The sequence below is a fragment of the Longimonas haloalkaliphila genome (genome assembly GCF_055379825.1).
Genome location: NZ_AP043948.1, coordinates 1275099 through 1294726 on the forward strand (window position 1 = coordinate 1275099; position 19628 = coordinate 1294726).

17 protein-coding genes are annotated in these 19628 nt (G+C 60.1%); 7 read left to right on the forward strand and 10 right to left on the reverse strand.

Annotated features, from left to right (window positions below):
• Positions 1-25: 25 nt before the first annotated feature.
• The 8 genes from ACZ48V_RS05045 to ACZ48V_RS05080 all read right to left on the reverse strand — a co-directional run bounded on the left by ACZ48V_RS05045 (position 26) and on the right by ACZ48V_RS05080 (position 9310).
• Positions 26-328 (reverse strand): DUF4212 domain-containing protein, encoded by a 303-nt coding sequence (locus ACZ48V_RS05045; protein ID WP_464542201.1) that lies wholly within the window; start codon positions 326-328, stop codon positions 26-28.
• Positions 329-423: 95 nt separating this feature from the next.
• Positions 424-1650 (reverse strand): hypothetical protein, encoded by a 1227-nt coding sequence (locus ACZ48V_RS05050; RefSeq protein ID WP_464542203.1) that lies wholly within the window; start codon positions 1648-1650, stop codon positions 424-426.
• A 351-nt stretch (positions 1651-2001) separates the two neighbouring features.
• A complete protein-coding gene (gene acs, locus ACZ48V_RS05055) occupies positions 2002-4008 on the reverse strand; it encodes an acetate--CoA ligase (protein WP_464542205.1) in 2007 nt (668 codons plus the stop codon).
• 305 nt (positions 4009-4313) lie between these two features.
• Positions 4314-5372 carry a sensor histidine kinase family protein gene (locus ACZ48V_RS05060; protein WP_464542207.1) on the reverse strand — a complete coding sequence of 353 codons (1059 nt, stop codon included), beginning with the start codon at positions 5370-5372 and terminating at the stop codon, positions 4314-4316.
• A 189-nt stretch (positions 5373-5561) separates the two neighbouring features.
• The gene (locus ACZ48V_RS05065; RefSeq protein WP_464542209.1) at positions 5562-5930 is read right to left on the reverse strand and encodes a response regulator transcription factor; all 369 of its coding nucleotides are present in this window, start codon (positions 5928-5930) and stop codon (positions 5562-5564) included.
• 28 nt (positions 5931-5958) lie between these two features.
• On the reverse strand, positions 5959-8709 hold the full coding sequence (locus ACZ48V_RS05070; RefSeq protein WP_464542211.1) for an ATP-binding protein: 2751 nt from the start codon (positions 8707-8709) through the stop codon (positions 5959-5961).
• 3 nt (positions 8710-8712) lie between these two features.
• Positions 8713-8955, reverse strand: coding sequence for a hypothetical protein (locus ACZ48V_RS05075; RefSeq protein ID WP_464542213.1), 243 nt, complete (start codon positions 8953-8955; stop codon positions 8713-8715).
• 25 nt (positions 8956-8980) lie between these two features.
• Positions 8981-9310, reverse strand: a complete 330-nt coding sequence (locus ACZ48V_RS05080; RefSeq protein WP_464542215.1) for an ArsR/SmtB family transcription factor — start codon at positions 9308-9310, stop codon at positions 8981-8983.
• Positions 9311-9539: 229 nt separating this feature from the next.
• Between ACZ48V_RS05080 and ACZ48V_RS05085 the strand changes: the two genes are divergently transcribed.
• The 5 genes from ACZ48V_RS05085 to ACZ48V_RS05105 all read left to right on the forward strand — a co-directional run bounded on the left by ACZ48V_RS05085 (position 9540) and on the right by ACZ48V_RS05105 (position 15207).
• Positions 9540-9977 carry a MarR family winged helix-turn-helix transcriptional regulator gene (locus tag ACZ48V_RS05085; protein ID WP_464542217.1) on the forward strand — a complete coding sequence of 146 codons (438 nt, stop codon included), beginning with the start codon at positions 9540-9542 and terminating at the stop codon, positions 9975-9977.
• A gap of 95 nt (positions 9978-10072) precedes the next feature.
• Positions 10073-11095, forward strand: coding sequence for a VOC family protein (locus tag ACZ48V_RS05090; protein ID WP_464542219.1), 1023 nt, complete (start codon positions 10073-10075; stop codon positions 11093-11095).
• Positions 11096-11159: 64 nt separating this feature from the next.
• Positions 11160-11786 carry an NAD(P)H:quinone oxidoreductase gene (gene wrbA / locus ACZ48V_RS05095; RefSeq protein WP_353561789.1) on the forward strand — a complete coding sequence of 209 codons (627 nt, stop codon included), beginning with the start codon at positions 11160-11162 and terminating at the stop codon, positions 11784-11786.
• Positions 11787-12008: 222 nt separating this feature from the next.
• Positions 12009-12542, forward strand: coding sequence for a hypothetical protein (locus tag ACZ48V_RS05100; protein ID WP_464542221.1), 534 nt, complete (start codon positions 12009-12011; stop codon positions 12540-12542).
• Positions 12543-12813: 271 nt separating this feature from the next.
• Positions 12814-15207, forward strand: a complete 2394-nt coding sequence (locus tag ACZ48V_RS05105) for a TonB-dependent receptor (RefSeq protein WP_464542223.1) — start codon at positions 12814-12816, stop codon at positions 15205-15207.
• Positions 15208-15277: 70 nt separating this feature from the next.
• Here the strand turns inward: ACZ48V_RS05105 and ACZ48V_RS05110 are convergent, their stop codons facing one another.
• Entirely contained in the window at positions 15278-16228 is a 951-nt protein-coding gene (locus ACZ48V_RS05110; RefSeq protein WP_464542225.1) for a sucrase ferredoxin, read from the reverse strand.
• A gap of 181 nt (positions 16229-16409) precedes the next feature.
• Here ACZ48V_RS05110 and ACZ48V_RS05115 point away from each other — a divergent pair, with 181 nt between their 5' ends.
• Entirely contained in the window at positions 16410-18095 is a 1686-nt protein-coding gene (locus tag ACZ48V_RS05115; protein WP_464542227.1) for an NAD+ synthase, read from the forward strand.
• Between the two features lie 115 nt (positions 18096-18210).
• Positions 18211-18819 (forward strand): Holliday junction branch migration protein RuvA, encoded by a 609-nt coding sequence (gene ruvA / locus ACZ48V_RS05120; protein WP_464542228.1) that lies wholly within the window; start codon positions 18211-18213, stop codon positions 18817-18819.
• A gap of 76 nt (positions 18820-18895) precedes the next feature.
• On the opposite strand, the gene ACZ48V_RS05125 is transcribed toward ruvA, so the two are convergent.
• Positions 18896-19537 (reverse strand): hypothetical protein, encoded by a 642-nt coding sequence (locus ACZ48V_RS05125; protein ID WP_464542230.1) that lies wholly within the window; start codon positions 19535-19537, stop codon positions 18896-18898.
• Positions 19538-19628: the final 91 nt, after the last annotated feature.

A 19628-nucleotide genomic window follows, 5' to 3' on the forward strand; every position in this document is an offset into this window, starting at 1 on the left:
CAAGGAGAGAATGCGGCTTGGAAGCTTAGTGGGCTGCGCCAGGGGCGGCTGTGCTGTCGTCATCTTCTTCGACACCGGCCTGCTGGTCGAGCTGTCCGGTAGCAATTGCGTAGATAAGCACCAGGCTTACGAAGACGAAGATACTTCCTTGTTGAGCCATCCAGAAGCCAAAAGGAATCCCTCCAAAGTCAATGTTGTTAAGTGGTTCAGCAAGAAATATGCTCATTACATATCCGGTAATAAACCAGACTGTGAGCAGGATGAGCGTGCGCCGCATGAGCGTGCGCCAGTATGTTTCGCGATCTATCTCAGGAGCGTTGTTAGCCATGGTCGGATGCGGTGTTAGTCAGCAGAGTGTATGCGGGGGTGCGTACAGCGGGGAGTACAACAGAGAGGCGCAAAACGCCTCGCAGGAATAGCTTGTTAGAAAGAAAGAAACACCGAGAAATTGCCGCGGACGTTCGTGACCGGGTCTTCGCCGCTGACGGCGTTGGGCTTGTAGTTGGCGTCGAGATTTCCGGTGTATTTGGCAGACGTCACTTCCAGTTCAAAGGCAAAGCGGAGGGCGTCGTAGTTGACCGACAGACGCGGGGCCAGGCGCCACACGTAGTCGATGTTTGATCCACGAGCTGCTTCTTCAAGCGTATCCGGCACACCTACCTCGTCGCGGCTGCCTTCATTGGTGAGGTAGCCAGCAAACAGACCGGGCGCGAGGGTGCCGGTGCCGTCAATGTCGATCCAGGTTGAGAGAACGTCGAGCGGATAAAACTCCTCACGAAAGTTGTTATAGACATAGCCACCGGTCATCAGGTGGTCAGACAGGCTGGCGCCATAGGTGGCCTTGGCGCGGATGGTAGCCGGCTCGGTTGTGATGGTGGTGTACACCTGGCCGGCCCCGGTATAGAAGCGATCTTCGGTGATGATCGGGCGCAGCGCTTTGAAGTAAGCGCCGCCGCCTATCATTACGTTGTCGCCATGGTACTGGGCGTGTCCATGCAGGGCCGGAATGGCCGCCTGCTGCTGCTGTTTGATGCCTGAGACTCCGTCAAAAGGGATGTCGCTAAAGGCATCGCGCTGCCAGGCGGTAATGCCGATCAGGTGGAAAGCACCGGGCTTGTAGGTGAAGCGGATCTGAGGTTGGCGCGCAAACGGCTGAAAGGGCGCACCGGTGGCTGTTGCAATGGTACGCGGAAACGAAGCGAGGGTAAAGAGGGGCGACCATTCTTGCCCGAAGAGGACCTCGCGGTCGTCCCAGGTCATCTTGGCAAAAGCGCGGCGCAGGCGAAAGGTGCTTACGTTGGCATCAGAGGCCCCGAAGAAGTCCGACTCAAAGTAACCGGATACCTCGGCCCCCATCGCATCGGGCAGGTCGCCAATGCCGAGGCGCATCCGTGAAAAGAACTGGAACGAGCCGAGATTACTGACGTCGGTCGCCTCGGACTCTGGAGCAGGGTAGAGGTGGAGGCCGCCTTCCCGGGCGGCTACAACTTGCCGCGAGTCGTAGAGATATTCTGACTTCACAAACCCACTCAGGTCAAACGACTGCGCGTTGGCCTCAGGAGGGGCCCATATTAATCCTGTGGCAAGAAGTAGAAACGCGCAGAAACTGCCCCAAAGAGCAGACGTTCGGTATTTCTGTGTATGCTTCATGGCAGTGTTGATAGATCAAGTCAGCAGGTCATTGGGCGTACATGTGCAGAAGGGCTGGTACGCTACGATATCAGTGCGCTGCCCGGCGCCCCCCAGCTCCATCTGGTGGGGCGCAGAAAAGCGGCAGCGCTTGGGCGCGTATCAGGTCCGTAATCTGTTATGTCATCGACAGCGTGCGGGGCTCCATCCTGCAGGACTATCGATGGTTGGTTTTCGAGCGCTCAGTCCGGGCTCCATCCCGCGGCTGGGCGTTCGGTGGTTTGGGGGAGAGCGGATGCGCGACATGTGCCCGATACAAGCCGGATGCACGCATCCCCTAAGCTCCTCCCTATACCCATGTGCAGGCGTGTGTTAGCGTGCGCCACTTACATCCACGCTTTTTCGCTTCTCGATGAGATCTTCCACCACATCAGGATCGGCGAGCGTACTGGTATCTCCCAGGTCATCAAACTCCTGCGAGGCCACCTTGCGGATGATGCGCCGCATAATCTTGCCTGAGCGCGTCTTAGGCAGCGACGCCGTAAACTGGATGTGGTCGGGCGTGGCGATGGGGCCGATCTGACTGCGTACATACTGCACCAGTTCGCCGCGCAGCTCGTCTGACGGGTCCTCGGTCTTGATGAGAGTAACGTACGCGTAGATGCCCTGTCCTTTCACCTCGTGCGGATAGCCAACCACAGCGGCTTCGGCAACCGAGTCGTGCGCTACAAGCGCGCTTTCAAGCTCGGCAGTGCCAATGCGATGTCCGCTTACGTTGAGCACATCGTCGACCCGGCCGGTAATCCAGTAGTAGCCGTCTTCGTCGCGTCGGCAGCCGTCGCCGGTGTAGTACTTGCCGGCATACTGCGAGAAGTATGTGTTCTCAAAGCGCTCGTGGTTGCGGTACACCGTGCGCATCTGCCCGGGCCACGAGTCGTTGATAACGAGCAGGCCCTCGCAGGCGCCTTCGAGTTCGTTGCCGGCAGCGTCAAGCACCTGCGGCTGGACACCGAAGAACGGTTTTGCGGCTGAGCCGGGCTTCTGCGGGACAGCGCCGGGCAGCCCGGTTAGCATAATCCCGCCGGTTTCGGTCTGCCACCACGTATCCACAATAGGGCAATTACCGTTGCCCACGACGTTGTAGTACCAGCGCCAGGCCTCTGGATTGATGGGTTCCCCTACGGTGCCCAGCACGCGCAGCGATTCGCGACGGGTTTTTTCGACATGCTCCTTACCCTGGCGCATCAGCGCGCGAATGGCGGTTGGCGCAGTGTAGAAGATGCTCACGTCGTGCTTGTCAACGACATTCCACAGGCGTGAGGCATCGGGATAAGTGGGCGTGCCTTCGAAGAACACCTGCGTGCCTCCGTTGATGAGCGGCCCGTAGACCATGTAGCTGTGGCCGGTAATCCACCCCACGTCGGCAGTGCACCAGAAGACATCGTCCTCGTGCAGGTCGAAGACGTACTCGTGGGTCATGCTCGTGTACACGAGATATCCGGCGGTCGTGTGGAGTACCCCTTTGGGCTTACCGGTCGACCCCGACGTGTACAGAATGAAAAGCGGGTCTTCCGCGTCCATCGGCTCGCAGGGACAGTCAGCATCGACCGTTTCGAGCGCTTCGTGATACCACACGTCGCGGTCGTCGTCCCAGTCGATATCACCGCCTGTGTTCTGCACGACCAGCGTGTGCGTTACATCGGGGCACTGCTCCAGCGCCCTGTCGGCATTGTCTTTGAGAGGAACGCGCTTGGTGCCACGTTTGCCCTCGTCAGCCGTGATGAGGTAGTGGGATTCACAGTCCTGGATGCGGTCGGCGAGCGCGTCGGGCGAGAAACCGGCAAACACGACCGAGTGCGGCGCTCCGATGCGGGCACAGGCCAGCATCGCATAGGCCGCTTCCGGGATCATAGGCAGATAGATCGTGACGCGGTCGCCCTTCTCTACGCCGTGCGACTTCAGGATGTTGGCAAACGTTGCCACACGCTCCTGAAGGTCGTTGTACGTGATATGCTCTGGATCGTCGGTGGCAGGATCGTTTGGCTCAAAGATGATAGCGGTTTGATCTCCCTTGCCGGCCTCCACATGGCGGTCGATGGCGTTGTAGCAGGCATTGGTGACACCGCCTTCGTACCAGCTGATGTGCACGTCACCTGGCTCGTAAGAGACATCTTTGACCGTGTCGTAGGGCTCAAACCAGTCAATCCGGTCGGCACACTCGCCCCAGAAGCCTTCCGGGTCCTCAATGGAGCGCTTGTACATCGCTTCGTACTCGGCCATAGAGCCGATATGCGCTTTTTTCTGAAAAGCATCAGAGGGCGGGTACATGTCGTCGCGCCCCGAGTAGGCTGCCGTTACTTGCGAAGATTGCTCACTCATAGTAGGTAGAAGTACGTTTTCTGAACGATTTACTCGAACGACTTAATGATTACTGCCCAGTAATAAAAGGGGCCCACGCGCTTCCTAAACCCTGCTTTAGTGCGCATAATGGAAGCGCTTCGCAATATTATTTACCGAAACGTAATCAATAGCGAAGACGCTGTCAAGGGAAGTGTTGATTTTTTTCGAAGGCATAGTGTCGGGAAGTCCCCGCAGGTGTATGCGCCCACCTATGGAGGACTCATGCCTCGTCTATTGGCGGGAGAAACAACGCTCGGAAGCGTATAGGCACCTAAACAAACAGGCTACACCTCCACATTTTCGGAAGCGGGCGACTGCGGAAATGCAAATCGGAGAAGGGAGCCCCGCTCGTTCTCTTCAACCCATAGCTGGGCGTTGTGCTGGTCGAGTAGCGCTTGAAGGGTTAACTGCATCATAGAGGTGCGCCACGGGATGACCTTTTGCTTCCAGGTATCAAGCCGGGTCTCCGTAACCGTATGGCCCCCTTCGGCGCAGAGGTCGAGCAGCACAACGCCGCTGGCAGTGTGTGCATTAGCAGTGTGGAGGCGCACCCGAAGCGCTTCGCCTCGCGTCGCGTTGGCGAATCGGTCTCCCACAAAAGCGATGCCCTGGCGCAGCATCTGCGGGGCGATGCGTACCGGAGCGCCGCCTGTTACGTCATCGGCAGCCACGGGAATGTCAAGTACGTCACGCAGGGTGTCGCGCGTCCAGGCAAGCAAGGCCGCGCCCTCAATCGGTTCGAGGGCGCGCCGCCGCTGGTAGATCGTGGTGTACGTGTGCTCGGTCGTTTCGATGAGTTCGCTAAGCCGGACGCTCTGGCTGGCGATGACATCGGTGAACTGGGAGGCGGCATCGGCTCCCATGCCCGGATATTGCTTCATGGTTTCGATAGCCGCTCGAATACTTGCGAGGGGCGTGCGCACTGCTTCAATGAGGCGGCGCAGGAGGTCGTCTGCAGGCATAGCTTCTACGGCCGTGGGCGCCTCGCACCGGATAAGCCAGTAGACGGTCTCGTCTACGGTGAGTTTGCGGGCACGTAGGCGTCGGGGACTCCCGTTAATCTGGGTAATGACTGCGTTCGACTCGGAGGTCGAGGTTTCCTTGAGCTGTTTCCAAGAGGCTGCACTTACGCATTCGAGCAACGAGGCCCCGCGCAGTTGGAAATGACGTGGCGTGGCGTCGGCGGATGATGAGGAAGAAGACGGGGATGGAGATGAAACGCTTAGGGCACCGCTCAGCGTTCGGGTGGCATCGGTATTCCAGGCCACCAGCAGCGCGTCTGCATCGCACACAAAGGCCGGGGCGTCTATCGCATTGAGAAGAGCGTGCTGCCAGGGCGTCATAGCTACGCATCCATCTAAACCCAGAAAATAAAGCGAAACGAGAGGGTCATCTGCCTATCTGTTTATCTGACTACCTGACTATCTCTATATGCCTATGCCCGTACGGCCTATGTCTCTACGGCGGTTGATATGCACGTCTGTAAAGTTAGGCCCCCTCTTGGGTCAGATCGTGCAGGACTCGATCCAGTGCTACGCATCAGGCAGGTGCTTCCGGGCTGTGGCTACGACATCGGCTACGGCAAACGGCTTTGTGATGTAGGCATCGGCCCCCATCGCATAGCCTTTTTGGATGTCAACCTCACGTCCTTTTACCGTAAGCATAATGATGGCGAGGTCGTTCCCATCGGGGCGCTGCCGGATTGCGTTGCACAGGTCATATCCGTTACGTGACGGCAGCATCACGTCGAGCAGAACCAGATCGGGAAGCTGCTGGTCGAGAGCATCCATAACGTGCGCTCCGTCGTCGATAACCTGTACCGAGCAGCCCTCTTGTTCCATCAGGAAACGCAGCGGGGTAACGATGCTGGGTTCGTCTTCAACGATCAGTACGTGGGGCATAATGCAGTCGGGGGATGAGGCAGAGGCACTAAGAGGCAGAAGTCGTGGAAACAGAAGCAGCTGCACTGGCCGGCACGTAACGGGGCAAGCATACGGTAAAGGTGGCACCCTGTCCGGGCGTGCTTCGAACCGTGAGGGTACCGTCGTGCTGACGCACAATCTGGCGGGCGATGGCAAGGCCGAGTCCGCTACCGGCCTGCGGGCCAACGCGGTTGCGGGCCTGTCTGAACTTCTCGAAGATCGCGTCTTGCTGGTCGTCCGGAATGCCCGGGCCGTTGTCGGAAACTGCTACGCTAACGGTGTCTGCATCGCGCGTTGCCTGCACGGTGACGCGTGCATCGGTCTCAGCGCTATACTTGGCGGCGTTCGAGAGCAGGTTGAGCAGCACCTGCGTGACGCGGTCGTCATCGATTGAGGTCAGACACGGATCGTCGGGTACGGTGACGTGAAGCGCAATGCCTTGTTGCTGAAACTGTGGGCGGACCGCATTAAGGGCGTTGCGCACAACCGTACGCAGGTCATGCGGAGCTCGGTTGAGGTTGGGGGCGGCGTCGAGGCGCTGCAGGTCGAGCACCTGGTTTACGAGCCGGGTAAGCCGTTCGGTTTCGCGCATAATGGTGGAGGCAAACGACTGTTGCTGTTCGGGCGTTAGGCTGGGCGTCTGATGCATGATCTCGGAGATGGCCCGAATGGCGGTGAGCGGCGTGCGCAGCTCGTGCGACACCGTCGACACAAAGTCGTCCTTGAGCTGGTCGATCTCCTTGAGCTTTTGGTTGGCCGCCCGCAGCTCGTCGGTAGCGGCTTCGAGTTCCGTTTTTTTGCGCTCCAGCTCGCGGCTGTAGGCTATGACCTGCTGGGCCTCATCGAGAATCTCCATGACTTCACTGATATGCAACGGCTTGGCCTGTGCCACCGATCGCACCACAGCCTGTGCACTGGCCGCTCCAATTGCGCCGGCGAGAAGTGTTTCCACGTAGTCGACCAGCTCTTCGTCGGCGGTCTCGGGAAGTGTTTCGAGTCCATGCCGGGTACGGTAGGCATGAAGCGCCCGCTCGGCCGCACGCCAGCCAAGAAAGCGTCGCAACAGCGCATGCAGGTCGCCGACAGGAGCGGTGCCGCGCCAGGGGGCCGCCGACTCACGGGGATCGGTATAGTGAAAGACGTCGACAAAGCGGGTGGCCTGGCTCTGCTCCATCATAGTAGGATGCGTAGCAAGCGATACCACTACGTAGAGACCGCCATTAACCAGCAGCGTCCAGAACAGCGTATGTGGCACCGGATTGAGAGCATCCAGTCCCAGCAGGGCGTACGGGCGCAGCGCGGCAATGCCGAAGGGACCGTCGGTGATAAACGAAGCGGGCAGCCAGCCCGAGTCTGACAGCAGCGGCAGCGGCAGGGTGTACCCCCACACGGCTACACCGGCCAGCAGTCCAGCCAGCGCACCGGCGCGAGTGCTGCGTTTCCAGAAGATGCCTCCGAGTATCGCCGGAGCGAACTGCGCGATTGCTGCAAACGAGATGAGCCCGATCGCCACAAGAGAGGGCGCATTGCCGAGGCCACGTAGGTACAGATAGCCCATCAGGATAACGACGACGATCGCTACACGTCGGATGCCCAGAATCACGCCCGTGAGGCGGGTGCGTTCGACCAGGTTCAGGCCCGGTGTGCGCAGCAGGAGAGGCACCACCAAGTCGTTGCAGATCATGGTGCTGAGGGCTGTGGCCGCTACGATGACCATTCCGGTAGCGGCTGATAGCCCGCCAATAAACGCCAGGAGGGCAAGGGCCGAGTGCCCCTCGGCGTATGGCAAGGCGAGGACAAACATATCGGCATGAGTGGCATCCCCGAAATGCAAGAGCCCGGCAACCGCGATAGGCAGCACAAAAATGTTGATAAGCAGCAGGTAGAGCGGAAAGAGCCAGGCCGCCTTGCGCAGATGGTCTTCGTTGACGTTCTCAACCACCGTAACCTGAAACTGCCGGGGCAAGAAAAGCACCGCGAGCATCGACAGGCCAGTAAGCCACATCCAGTCGGCCCATGCGCCCGATGCTCCGTCGACAGTATACAGTGCCTCTATCTCGGCTACAGCAGCGCCCTGCCGGAAGAGATCGCCAATGCCGTTGTAGAGGCCAAACGTGACGAACAGCCCCACCGCCAAAAACGCCACCAGCTTCACGACCGACTCAAACGCAATCGCAACAACCAGTCCCTCGTGGCGCTCCGTTACGTCGAGATGGCGCGTGCCGAAGAGGATGGTAAACACCGCCAGTGCAAGGGCTGCGTAGAACGCCGTATCTCGAAGTACAGGGGGATACGTGGCGTTGGCTGCATCAAGGGGGGCGGTAAGCGCGCTGAAGCTGGTCGAGATGGCTTTGAGCTGCACCGCAATGTACGGCACCACGCCGAGCACGGCAACAACCGTTACCACACCTGCCAGTAGCGCACTCTTGCCGTAGCGCGCCCCGATGAAGTCTGCAATCGAGGTGATGCGCTCATGTGCACTGATGCGGACGATCTTGCGCATCACGACCCACCACAGAATGGCAATGAGCGTGGGGCCGATGTAGATCGGCAGGAAGTTGATGCCGTCGGTGGCCGCGTAGCCTACGCTTCCGTAGAATGTCCAGGCCGTGCAGTATACGGCAAGTGAGAGGGCGTAGATATAGGGATTGTTGACGAGACTGCGCCCGTGCTCGGCGCGCTCATCGCCATAATAGGCGATCGCAAAGAGTAGCCCGAGATAAGCGGCGGCAATAAGCAGAATCAGGGTAGGGTCCATATGCTACCTGCGAGGGGCATCTGACTCAGCAGGTTCGGTCGGCGTGCGCGAGACAGACGGGCGGCGAAGCATCCACGCGCTGGTTCCAATGAGCAGAGCCCAGATTGCAAAGATCACCGCGTACAGTACAGGAATACCACCTACAGTTGCAGGTACGCTGTACACGGTAAGTAGAGGATACCCCAGTAACAGGCACCCTGCCACGAAGAGCACCCCCAGCCAGCGCCGCAGTTCAAGTGTATCCATGACAGACATGCACGTTAGATGGATGTCAGGTAGAGGTTGCGTTGCCAGTCCCCAACTGGTTCGTTACCAGGACGCAGATGCCGGGCAGGCTGGGATCGTCGAGCGAATAGAAGGCCTTCACGCCTTCCTTGCGGCGCGATACGAGGCCCTCGCGCATCAGAATGCCCAGATGCTTGCTCACATTCGCCTGCCGCTGCCCTGAGGTATCGACGAGCTCCTGCACGTTCATTTCCCCATGTACGCGAAGCAGGTTCAGCAGCTGCAGCCGCACGGGGTCGCCCATAATCTTAAGGCGCCGCGCTACACGCTCAATCTGAGACTCAGGCACCAGAGGAGGATTGGTCGGCTCGGACATGCACTTGGAGAATGGTCAAACAACTACGTAATATTTGCTACGGTACCGATCTTTTTACGTTTCGTTCACACTTTTAGGGCACAGAAACAGCGACGCTTGGCTGACGAGAAATAGGATCAGAGAAAACAGCATACCTGCAACAAAGTCGTCGCGCAAGGAACGGTACAGTCCACACTGATTAATTATCTTGGTCTCAAGATAAACATATACAAACAAGCTGATATGCCGTATGGACCGTGATCGCCGCCGGGCCCTTCAAGTGTGGATTGCGCTGAACCGTGCGCAACATGCTGTCGACGCGCCGCTGCGCCGCCAGGTGGAGGTACATGACCTGACCATGAAAGAGTTTGCCGTGCTCGAAGTGCTGTTGCACAAGGGGCCCCTACCGGTGGGCGAGGTGGGCGAGCGCGTGCTATTAACCAGCGGCAGCATGACCTACGTGCTCGACAAGCTGGAAGAGGAGGGGCTCGTTACGCGTCGGGCTGACGACGACGATCGCCGCATCCAGATCGTTCGGCTTACCGACGACGGACGCGATCGCATTGAGCAGGTGTTCCCGGAGCACGCCGTCATGATTCAGACGCTGATGAGCGATCTCTCAATCTACGAGAAAGAAACGCTCTTCAGACTACTTCGCCGCCTGCGCGATTCAGCTGCACGCTCGTAGCGCTACGTACTTGTCTCGCTGGTCGCTTGGCTCGCCAGGCAGCTACCAACTACGACCTGTACTCCTACACCTTCTGCTAAACCTTCTGCATTCTCATGGCTTCTGACCTTACGCTCAAAGGGATCCACCACGTATCGGCCATCACGACGCGGGCCAGCTACAACGTTCAGTTTTACACCCAGACCCTGGGCCTGCGGCTTGTGGCAAAGACGGTGAATCAAGACGATACGTCGTCGTATCATCTGTTTTATGCGGATGCGCACGGCACCCCGGGTACCGATCTTACATTCTTTGACATTGCACAGGCCCGTGAGCAGCGCCCAGGGTCGGGTCTGATTACAGGTACCTCGCTGCGGGTGCGTGGGCAGGAGGCACTGCAGGCATGGGCAACGCACTTCGACGCCGTCGGGGTGCGCCGCACACCCATACACCAGCGGGCGGGGCGCGCCGCCATTACCTTCTACGACCAGGAAGACCAGACGCTTCACCTGGTCGACGACAGCGCCGACATAGACCGCGTTCCAGATACCACGCCCTGGAAACAGGCCCCCGTGGATACGAAGTACGCAATACAGGGGCTGGGTCCGGTCGAGATTACGGTTGACGCCACAGCGGGCACGCGCGATGTGCTGACCGAGGTGTTCGGGTTGCGCGACGAACGGGCCTACACCGTTCGCGCCGATAGCACCGACGGGGAGGCTTCCGTTCCGCATCCCCCTGAAACCGCCCGGGTGTTTTCGATCGGCGAAGGCGGATCCGCAGCGGAGCTGCACGTTATCGAAACGACGGATGCGCCCCGCGGCTGGCTCGGACGTGGCGGCGTGCACCACGTGGCGCTCCGCACCCCGAATGAAGACACGATCGCAGCGTGGCGCGAGCGCATCGCGCAGGCCGGACTCAACGTGTCGCCTATTATCGACCGCCACTACTTCACGTCAATCTACGTGCGGGTGCCGGGCGGCATCTTGATCGAGATTGCGACGGACACCGGAGCCGCGTTTTCGGTCGACGAGGCCGATGCCGACAAAGTGACCCTGCCCCCGGCGCTGGAGCCCGACCGCGCATCGATTGAAGCCAACCTTGCTCCTATTGAACCCGCAACCACGCCGGTTGCATAATCACCTTTGCGAGAGCTACATGCCCTCGCATCCTTATTTTTTACACAGATACACTGATTCCACTATGGCTACCAACGTTCTTATCCCGTTTTACTCATCGTACGGACACACCTACCAGATGGCGCAGGCCGTGGCCGAGGGCGCCGAGGGTGTCGACGACACGGACGTGCGTCTGCGACGCATTCCAGAGCTGGAAAGCGCTCGCCAGGCGATGAGCGGCCAGGATGCCTACGTGCAGGCACAGGAGGCAATAAGCGAGCATCCTGAAGCGACACACGACGACCTGCGCTGGGCCGACGGCATCATCTGGGGCTCGCCTACGCGCTACGGTAACATGACCGCGCAGATGAAGCAGTTTATCGACACGACAGGCGCGCTCTGGCAGAATGGCGAGCTTGAAGGCAAAGCCACCGCGATGTTTACATCGACCGCCACAATCCACGGCGGGCAGGAGACGACCATCCTGACAAGCCTGGTGCCGCTCTTGCACCTGGGAATGATCTTCGTGGGGCTGCCCTACGGCGAAAATCCGCATATTCTGACCACCGAGGGCGTTGGCGGCACGCCATACGGTCCGACTACACTCGCCGGTGGCGACGGCTCGCGCCAGCCGGTAGAAGACGAGCTGCTTTCGGCCCGTAATCTGGGGCGCCGCGTCGCAAATGTGTCGGCACGTCTGAAAGGACTGTAGCATCCCCTGGTTTTTTTGCCGCACCATGCACCACCAAGAGCAGCCTCCGCTACGTAGTGGGGGCTGCTCTTCGTTTACACGTTTGCACGCCTGCGCTGCCGCTTTGTGTAGGCAACCGTATAGGCAAAAAAGAGGCGGGCGAAGATAGATTTTCGCAGAACTGTGAACTGAATCCAATGCAGTAGGTACGGCTGTGTGTAGTTGCAAGTAGCCTTTGTGCTTATGCTGACCCCGCACCGTTTCCATGCAGATGAATCTGTGCTGCCGCGCTTTGGCGTGCTGGTACTGATTGCGTCGATGCTACTGGTAGGGCCGCTTGGGGGCTGGCAGGCGGTTGTCGGATACATTGCAACTGGCATAGCGTCGCCCTGCGCGCATCACAGCGAAGGGCCCCACGTGTGTCCGCATCACGCAGCCATGCAGGCGGCCCGTGCGGCCGGTTCTCGGTCCGCAGCGCAGCACGACGCGCACCAGGGCGATACGCGTTCTGCTGAAGCCGCCCGCTTCTGCATCGACCACGACGCGATACCGCCGGACATGCACGAGACCGGGCACGACATCCCGCTCGCTCTACAGTGCACCTGCGACCACGACGCCGACGGCCCCGATGATGCGGTGCTCGTGCTCGACAAGTTCGTACTCACGATACTTGCACAGCCCGATCGCTTCTGGCACGTACGGGCCAAGTACAGCCTACGATCTATGCACCTCTCTTCACTTCAGGCCGACGATATCTTCCACCCGCCCCGTGTCTGACGCGGGCACATCGGGATGGAGGGCGTTGCAGCCAGATACGCAGTCAGATACCCCATGGGCGAACCACGGGTAAGCTTACCCCTACGGGTGAGCTATATCTGCGTGGCATGTGCTCGCGTGGGGGCTATCCACGTGACATCTACCCACGTGGTGCTATCACCTGCAGTGCTATCACCTGCAACACTATAGGCATCGCCCGAAGCCCTATCTCATCGAATCAGGAGCTCCTGCTCCCCGACTCTTTCCTCAGATATACTCTTTTTTTAGTCCTATGGATATGTTATCTGTGCGTGCTTATGTGCGCACCTACACTGTTTTTATTTTTCTTATTGGATGCGTGGCATGGGCTGCTCCGGTGTCAACATCTGCACAGACTCCGGCCACCGGCACGCTTACCGGCGACGTAGTCCACGCCGAAACGAAAGCCCCTCTGCCTGATGTCAATGTCGTGGTGGAGGATGCCGGGCGCGGCACCGCAACCGACAGCGACGGACGCTATGAAATCGTTGATCTCACGCCGGGCACCTACATAGTGCGCGTGAGCGCCGTTGGCTACCAGGCCGCCGAACGATCGGTCACGATCGATGCCAATGAAACCACCGTTGCTTCGTTCACGCTGCAGCCGGCCCGTATTGCACTTGACCAGGTCGATGTTTTTGCTACGGCGCTTGAGGAGCGCCTCACGACCCGCATCGGTCCAGAAGAACTGGATGCGTTGCCGTTGCAAGACGTGGGCGAGGCGCTTCAGACGGTAACAGGTATCAACCTGCAACGGCGTGGCGGACTCGGGCTCGATCCGAACGTGCGTGGCCTTACTGGCACGCAGGTATCAACCTTCATTGACGGCATGCGCAGCTTTGGGGGCGGACCCGCTCGCATGGATACGCCGCTGAGCCATGTAGACCCGGCCAGCGTGCAGCGCATGGATGTGGTGCGCGGGCCGTACGCATTGGCCCAGGGGCCCAGCCTCAGCAGCATCCGCGTCGATACACGGGCCTCGATTCCCAATACGCTGGCTACCGGAACGCTTCGTACTGGCTTTGTGAGCAACCGCGACGCCGCTGACCTTGACGGACGCCTGCTTGGACGGTCGGGACGCGTCTTCTACAATGTGGGCGGGGCCTACCGCACCGGCGACGATTACACAGCAGGTGACGGAACGACCGTCCGCGGCGAGTTTGAGTCGGCTGAGGTGCGCGCACGCGTTGGCGTTGAGCTTTCGGGGACCTCTCGGCTGAGCGCTCAGGCCAGCTTCCAAGACCAGGGCAATATCGCCTACCCCGGACGTCCACTCGACGCGGTCTATTTCGAAACCATTCGCGGTGCGCTGACTTACGAATGGTACGGCATGGGTACGCTGCAGCGTTTCGAAGCGCAGGGCTACGGCTACCAGACGCTGCACCGGATGAACAACGACAACAAGCGAACGGCGCAGCCTGACCCTGATCGAATACCGCCCATGGCGCTGTACATCACCAACGATACGGAGATTGCCACTGTAGGCGGCCGTGCGCTGGCGGAGTTCCAGCTGGCTCCTGACCTTGCGATCGACGTGGGTACGAGCGGATATAGCGCATTTCGCACTGCCACGCGTGAGCGCGGTCCGCGCGCCGATGATGGCAGCCAGGGACCCGTTATGCATCGCGACATCGTCTGGCCCGACGTACGTACTACTGAGATCGGCGGATTTGCCAAGCTGGAGCGTGTCTTCGGGCAGGCAGAGGCAACAGCTACTGGGCGCCTCGACGTGGTGCACACCGATCCGCAGCGCATCACAGAGGGATTTCGGGAGCGGGCCGAAGTGGCACGGGGGCTTACGCTCACCGGCGATCTGGCCGCAACCGATGTGCTGTGGAGCGCTGCGGCCAGCGCTACGGTACCGCTCGTAGCTCCGCTCTCCATAACAGCCGGAGTGGGTTCGTCGGCGCGGGCTCCTGAGGCGCTGGAGCGGTTTGGGGATCGCATGGGGGCTACTCGCACGCAGCGGGGGAACGAGTTCATGGGCAACCCTACGCTCAACCCCGAGCGCACCTACCAGGTCGATCTTGGGCTCGCAGCGACAACCCCACGTTTCGACGGCTCGGTTACCGGGTTTGTGCGTCACCATGATGACTACATCACGATCGTGCAGGCCCCCGGCGTAGCCTCCGCATTGCCGCTTACCCCCGACATGGTCTTTGCCTACGCGAACGGCCAGGCGACCTTCTGGGGCGTTGAAGCCGAGGCGCACGCACAGGTGTACCCGACGCTGCGCGTGCGAGCCAGCGGCGAATACCTGTGGGGCCGTGACGAGTCGTTCGAAGAAGACGAGCCGGCCTATGGCGTGATGCCCGCGCAAGTCCGTCTGGGGGCACGCTGGATGCCGGTAGGTGACACCTTCTTTCTGGATGGATTGCTACGTGCCGTTGCAGAACAGACGCGCGTGGCGACGATTCGTAATGAAGGCGAGACCGATGGGTCTGCTACGGCCAACGTAACCGCCGGCGCTCAACTGCTGAGTAACGTAACCCTGCGGGTAGGCGTGACCAACGTGTTCGATACCACGTACCGGGAGCATCTGAATGCACGCTCATTCCGGTTTGATGCGCTTCGTGCGGATCAAAATCAGACGTTTATCCCTGAGCCCGGGCGAAGTGCATTCGTGCGCGTCCAGTACGGGTTTTAGCGCCTGCGTTGGTACACAACGTGTTAAAAGGTCACCGCTACATGGTGTCTGAAAAAGCCCCGGTCTGCTCTCAGGCAGATCGGGGCTTTTTCGTAGGGGGCTCGCTCAAAGGCGATGCGTCTGCATCCCACGTAACGTGCCACTCTGTGCTTGGCTTAGGAGTGTCGTCTTTGCAACTGTGTATAAGCGAGGGGCCCTCCGTAGCATGCACAAATGCCGTATATACAGCACCGTTGTAGTCGACGGCTACCTTATAACTGTTAGACTTCCGAGCTACAACGCGTCCGTCTACGGCTGACAACGCATTCACCGCCTGCTGTTTGCGCAGCGCAATGCACGCGGCCTGCACCGGACGCAGGTGATGGACCCTGCCGCGATAGTGGTTTAGGTCGAAGAGGCGTCTGCGGTGGTGTGCATCGACCAGGGCCGGCACCGCGTCGGCATCCACCCACCCATAATGCGTTCCAGCAGGCAGAACCAGCACGGTAGGGGCAAACCGATGCCCGCCCAGATGCGACGTCTGCCAGGCGCCTTTGGGGTGAACCTGTTCAGCGGCCTGGGCTACGGGACGCCCCCACTTGGCACAGCAGGCATCGCGGCGCCCGTTGGTGCATGTAAGCACGAGCGGGCCATCAGGAAGATCGGACGGTCCGCGTGTGAGCAGGTTGGGGACGTCGAGATGCTGCAGGTCGGCATAGGCGGATACGTACCGGGCATGCACCACGGGTGCGCATCCGGTACGCACGATAAAGCAGCGGATTGCCCCCGGGGTATCCCATGTCTTGATGCGTCGACGAATAAGCTGCACGCGCAGGTCGGGGATGTCGGCGCGCCAACGCGTCAGTGCCGGTTCGATGGCCGGGTACCACTCTGCATCCGGCAGGGCCTGCTGGCCCCATGGCATAGGGGCTTCGATCAGGAGCCAGTGCACCGCCTCGGTGGCGGTGCCAGCGATTGGCGTTTCAGCGTTGCGTGCAACGCGAGAGCAGAAGTGGGGAGAAGGCACGATACGGGTGGGCACAAGATGAACGGAACGCGTGCTTTTTGTATGCGCTGCCTAAAACGGGGCTCCGTGGGGACTACAACGCGCTATGCTACATCAAAACATACTACATCGAGACGGGAACGACCGTGCCCTGCGCACGCGTTAAGAGATGCAGATCCATGTATCTCAACTATTACGACCAACCAGTTCACCATCTATGAAGCTGGCTCTCGCTCAGATAAATCCGACGGTGGGTGATCTCGACGGCAATCGGGAACGCATCGTATCGTACGCTCAGCAGGCCGCCGATGTGGGGGCCGACCTGGTTGCTTTTCCGGAGCTCTGCCTTACAGGGTATCCGCCTCAGGACTTGCTTAGCAACCCGCTCTTCATCGAAGCGGTGCAAGACAGTATTGCACAGCTCACCACCGAAATACCATCTGACATCGGTGTTATTGTTGGGGCCCCTCTCCCCAACCCCGACACCCTGGGCCGTCCGCTGTATAACACGGCTTTGCTGCTGGAGCGCGACATGGGAGAGGCGGTCGTGCATACCAAGGCGCTTCTGCCCACCTACGACGTGTTCGACGAAGACCGTCACTTCGAGCCCGGTCCGAAAGCGGGGGTGGTCGCGTGGCGGGGCATGCGCATTGGGCTGCACGTGTGCGAAGACATGTGGAACTGCCTGCCGGAAGAACCGCATCGGCGCTACACGCGCGACCCGGTAGCCGAGCTCGCCGAGCAGGAGCCCGACTTCTTATTGAACATCAGTGCGTCGCCGTTCTCGGTAGGGAAGTCGAAAGAGCGCGAGCGGCTGCTGAAAGGCGCTACGACCCAACACGGCGTGCCATTTGCGTTTGTGAACCAGGTTGGAGCGAACACCGAAATCGTCTTTGATGGCGACAGCCGGGTGTATACCGCCTCGGGCGAGTGTGCGGCAGCGGCAGACCGGTTCAAGGAAGATCTGCTTGTGGTGGACATGGATGCCCTTGCGCCGCAGCCTGAGCCCGTTTCGGATGATATTGCGAACATCCATGACGCGCTGGTCCTTGGCATTCGCGACTACTATGAGAAGACGGGCATTTTCAACAAAGCACTGGTCGGACTCTCTGGGGGGATTGACTCGGCCGTAACGTGTGCGCTCGCTGCTGAAGCCCTTGGTCCCAACCGGGTACTGGGCGTCACGATGCCGTCGGAGATCTCGTCGGAAGGGTCGGTGACCGACTCGGAGCAGCTGGCACACAATCTGGGGATCGAGTTCAAAGAGATTCCGATTGCGCCGGCTGTCGACGCGTTTGACATGATGCTCTCGGGGGCTTTCGAGGGCACGGAAGCAGGCGTTGCTGAAGAAAATATCCAGTCGCGAAGCCGGGGCATCACGCTCATGGCGCTGTCCAACAAGTTTGGCCACCTGCTCCTGTCTACCGGCAACAAGAGCGAGATGGCAGTTGGATACGTGACGCTCTACGGAGATACGAACGGCGGCGTCGCAGTGCTGTCGGACGTGCTGAAGACAAGTGTCTACGAGCTGGCTGAGTACATTAACACCCAAGCGGGTACGGACCGCATCCCCCAGAACACGATTGACAAGCCCCCGTCGGCAGAGCTGCGCCCTGATCAGCAGGATACCGACTCGCTTCCTGACTATGCGGTCCTCGATACCATCTTAAGGCGGTACATTGAGGAGATGCAGGAGGCTGACACGATCGTGGCCGAGACCGGATACGACGCCGACCTGGTCAACCACGTCCTTCAGATGGTCGACCAGAACGAGTACAAGCGTCGCCAGGCGCCTCCAGGAATTCGGGTTACCGACAAAGCGTTTGGCGTTGGGCGCCGCATCCCGATCGTAATGCGCTGGGATCGCGAGGCGGCCCGCCGTGCAACGCGCCCGGCGGCATGAGTAAGCTGCCCGCGCGTTCGCGGACAATCGACGCGTTGCCCGAAGCAGCGGAGCGCAGCGACACCGGGAGAGAACCTGTGCGCATCAGTCTACCTGATTCTGAGTACCTGACTACATGATTACCTACGTATCTGGCACGCTCGTCGAAAAGACACCCGAAGAGGCGGTCGTAGACGTTGACGGACTTGGCTATGCGATCCAGATTCCGACCTCTACGTTTCAGGAGCTGCCAGATACAGGGGAGTCGGTGCATCTGTACACGGTGCACTACGTGCGCGAAGACGACATCTCGCTCTACGGGTTTGCCACGAAGGCCGAACGCACAATCTTCAACACGATGCGTGGCGTGTCGCGTGTGGGACCCAGCCTGGCGCTTTCGGCACTCTCCGCGATGTCGCCACGGGCTCTGCGCGACCATGTCATCCAGGGGGATACGGCGCGCCTCAAAGACATATCGGGGGTCGGTCGTAAAACGGCAGAGCGACTGATCGTTGAGCTGCGCGATCCGCTCTCCGAGATGGATCTGGGCGATGATGGGGCGCTGCCTACGGGTTCGTCGGATGCGAAAGCCGACGCCCGGTCCGATGCGCTTGCCGCGCTGGAGTCCCTCGGGCTCTCGCGCGCGGATGCCGAGCGCTCCATCCGCGTGGTCTTGCGCGACAACGCTGATATCGACTCAGCCGACGAACTGGTGCGCAAAGCGCTCAAGGCCAATCAAGAGTAGTCCCATCTAACCCGGTCGACGAATAGCCGCATCCCCCCTGAGCGTCACGTTCGGGGTGCGTTTCGTTGAGGGCGTGTCAAGCAAACGAGAACACGTATGTGATGACCCGAAGCCGGTCGTTTTGCCACTGGAGGCGAAGGTCGGTTTCGGCGGCACCAATACGTTCATAGACCCACACATCCGACTCGACGCGACTCGGAGCGCCCAGCGTGCGGCGCACGTCGGCAGGGGCCATGCCCACACGCAGCTCATCCGGGGTTGTGTAGAACGGGTCTCGCAGCTCCACCTGAATGAGAAAGCTGCGGGCGGTATCGCCTGGTACGTAAACGTGCGTCTGCATGCCAGCGTAGGCAAGCGTGTAAACCGTGTCGATCTGGCCCGGGGCAAAGGCATTCTCGACCGTGCGCTGACTGCGCCGGTCGGGCGTTCCGAGAAAGCGGAGCACCTCATCGTAGGTCATGTCGTCTGTATCACGCAGGGCTTGCTCCAGAAGAGCCCGCGTAGCCCCCGCATCGGGGCGCCGAATCTCAGCCAGTCCTTCCGGCTCGGGCTCCATCTCGAAGTCGCCAGGCGTCTGTGTGGTGGGAACAGGCGATGAGGTCTCCGACGCAGGTTCAGAGCTCCCGCATCCCGTTGCTATGAGTCCGGTACCCAGTACAGCAAGCAGCAGCGAGCCACGCGAAAGGGAGGAAGGGAAGCGAAAGCAGGGATGTAGCATGGGCACGAGAAAGCCGGCAAGAGAGGAATGCGCTTCAGGCACGCGTAACGGATATACTTCAACGTACGGAGCATACCGGTTGCATACAAGG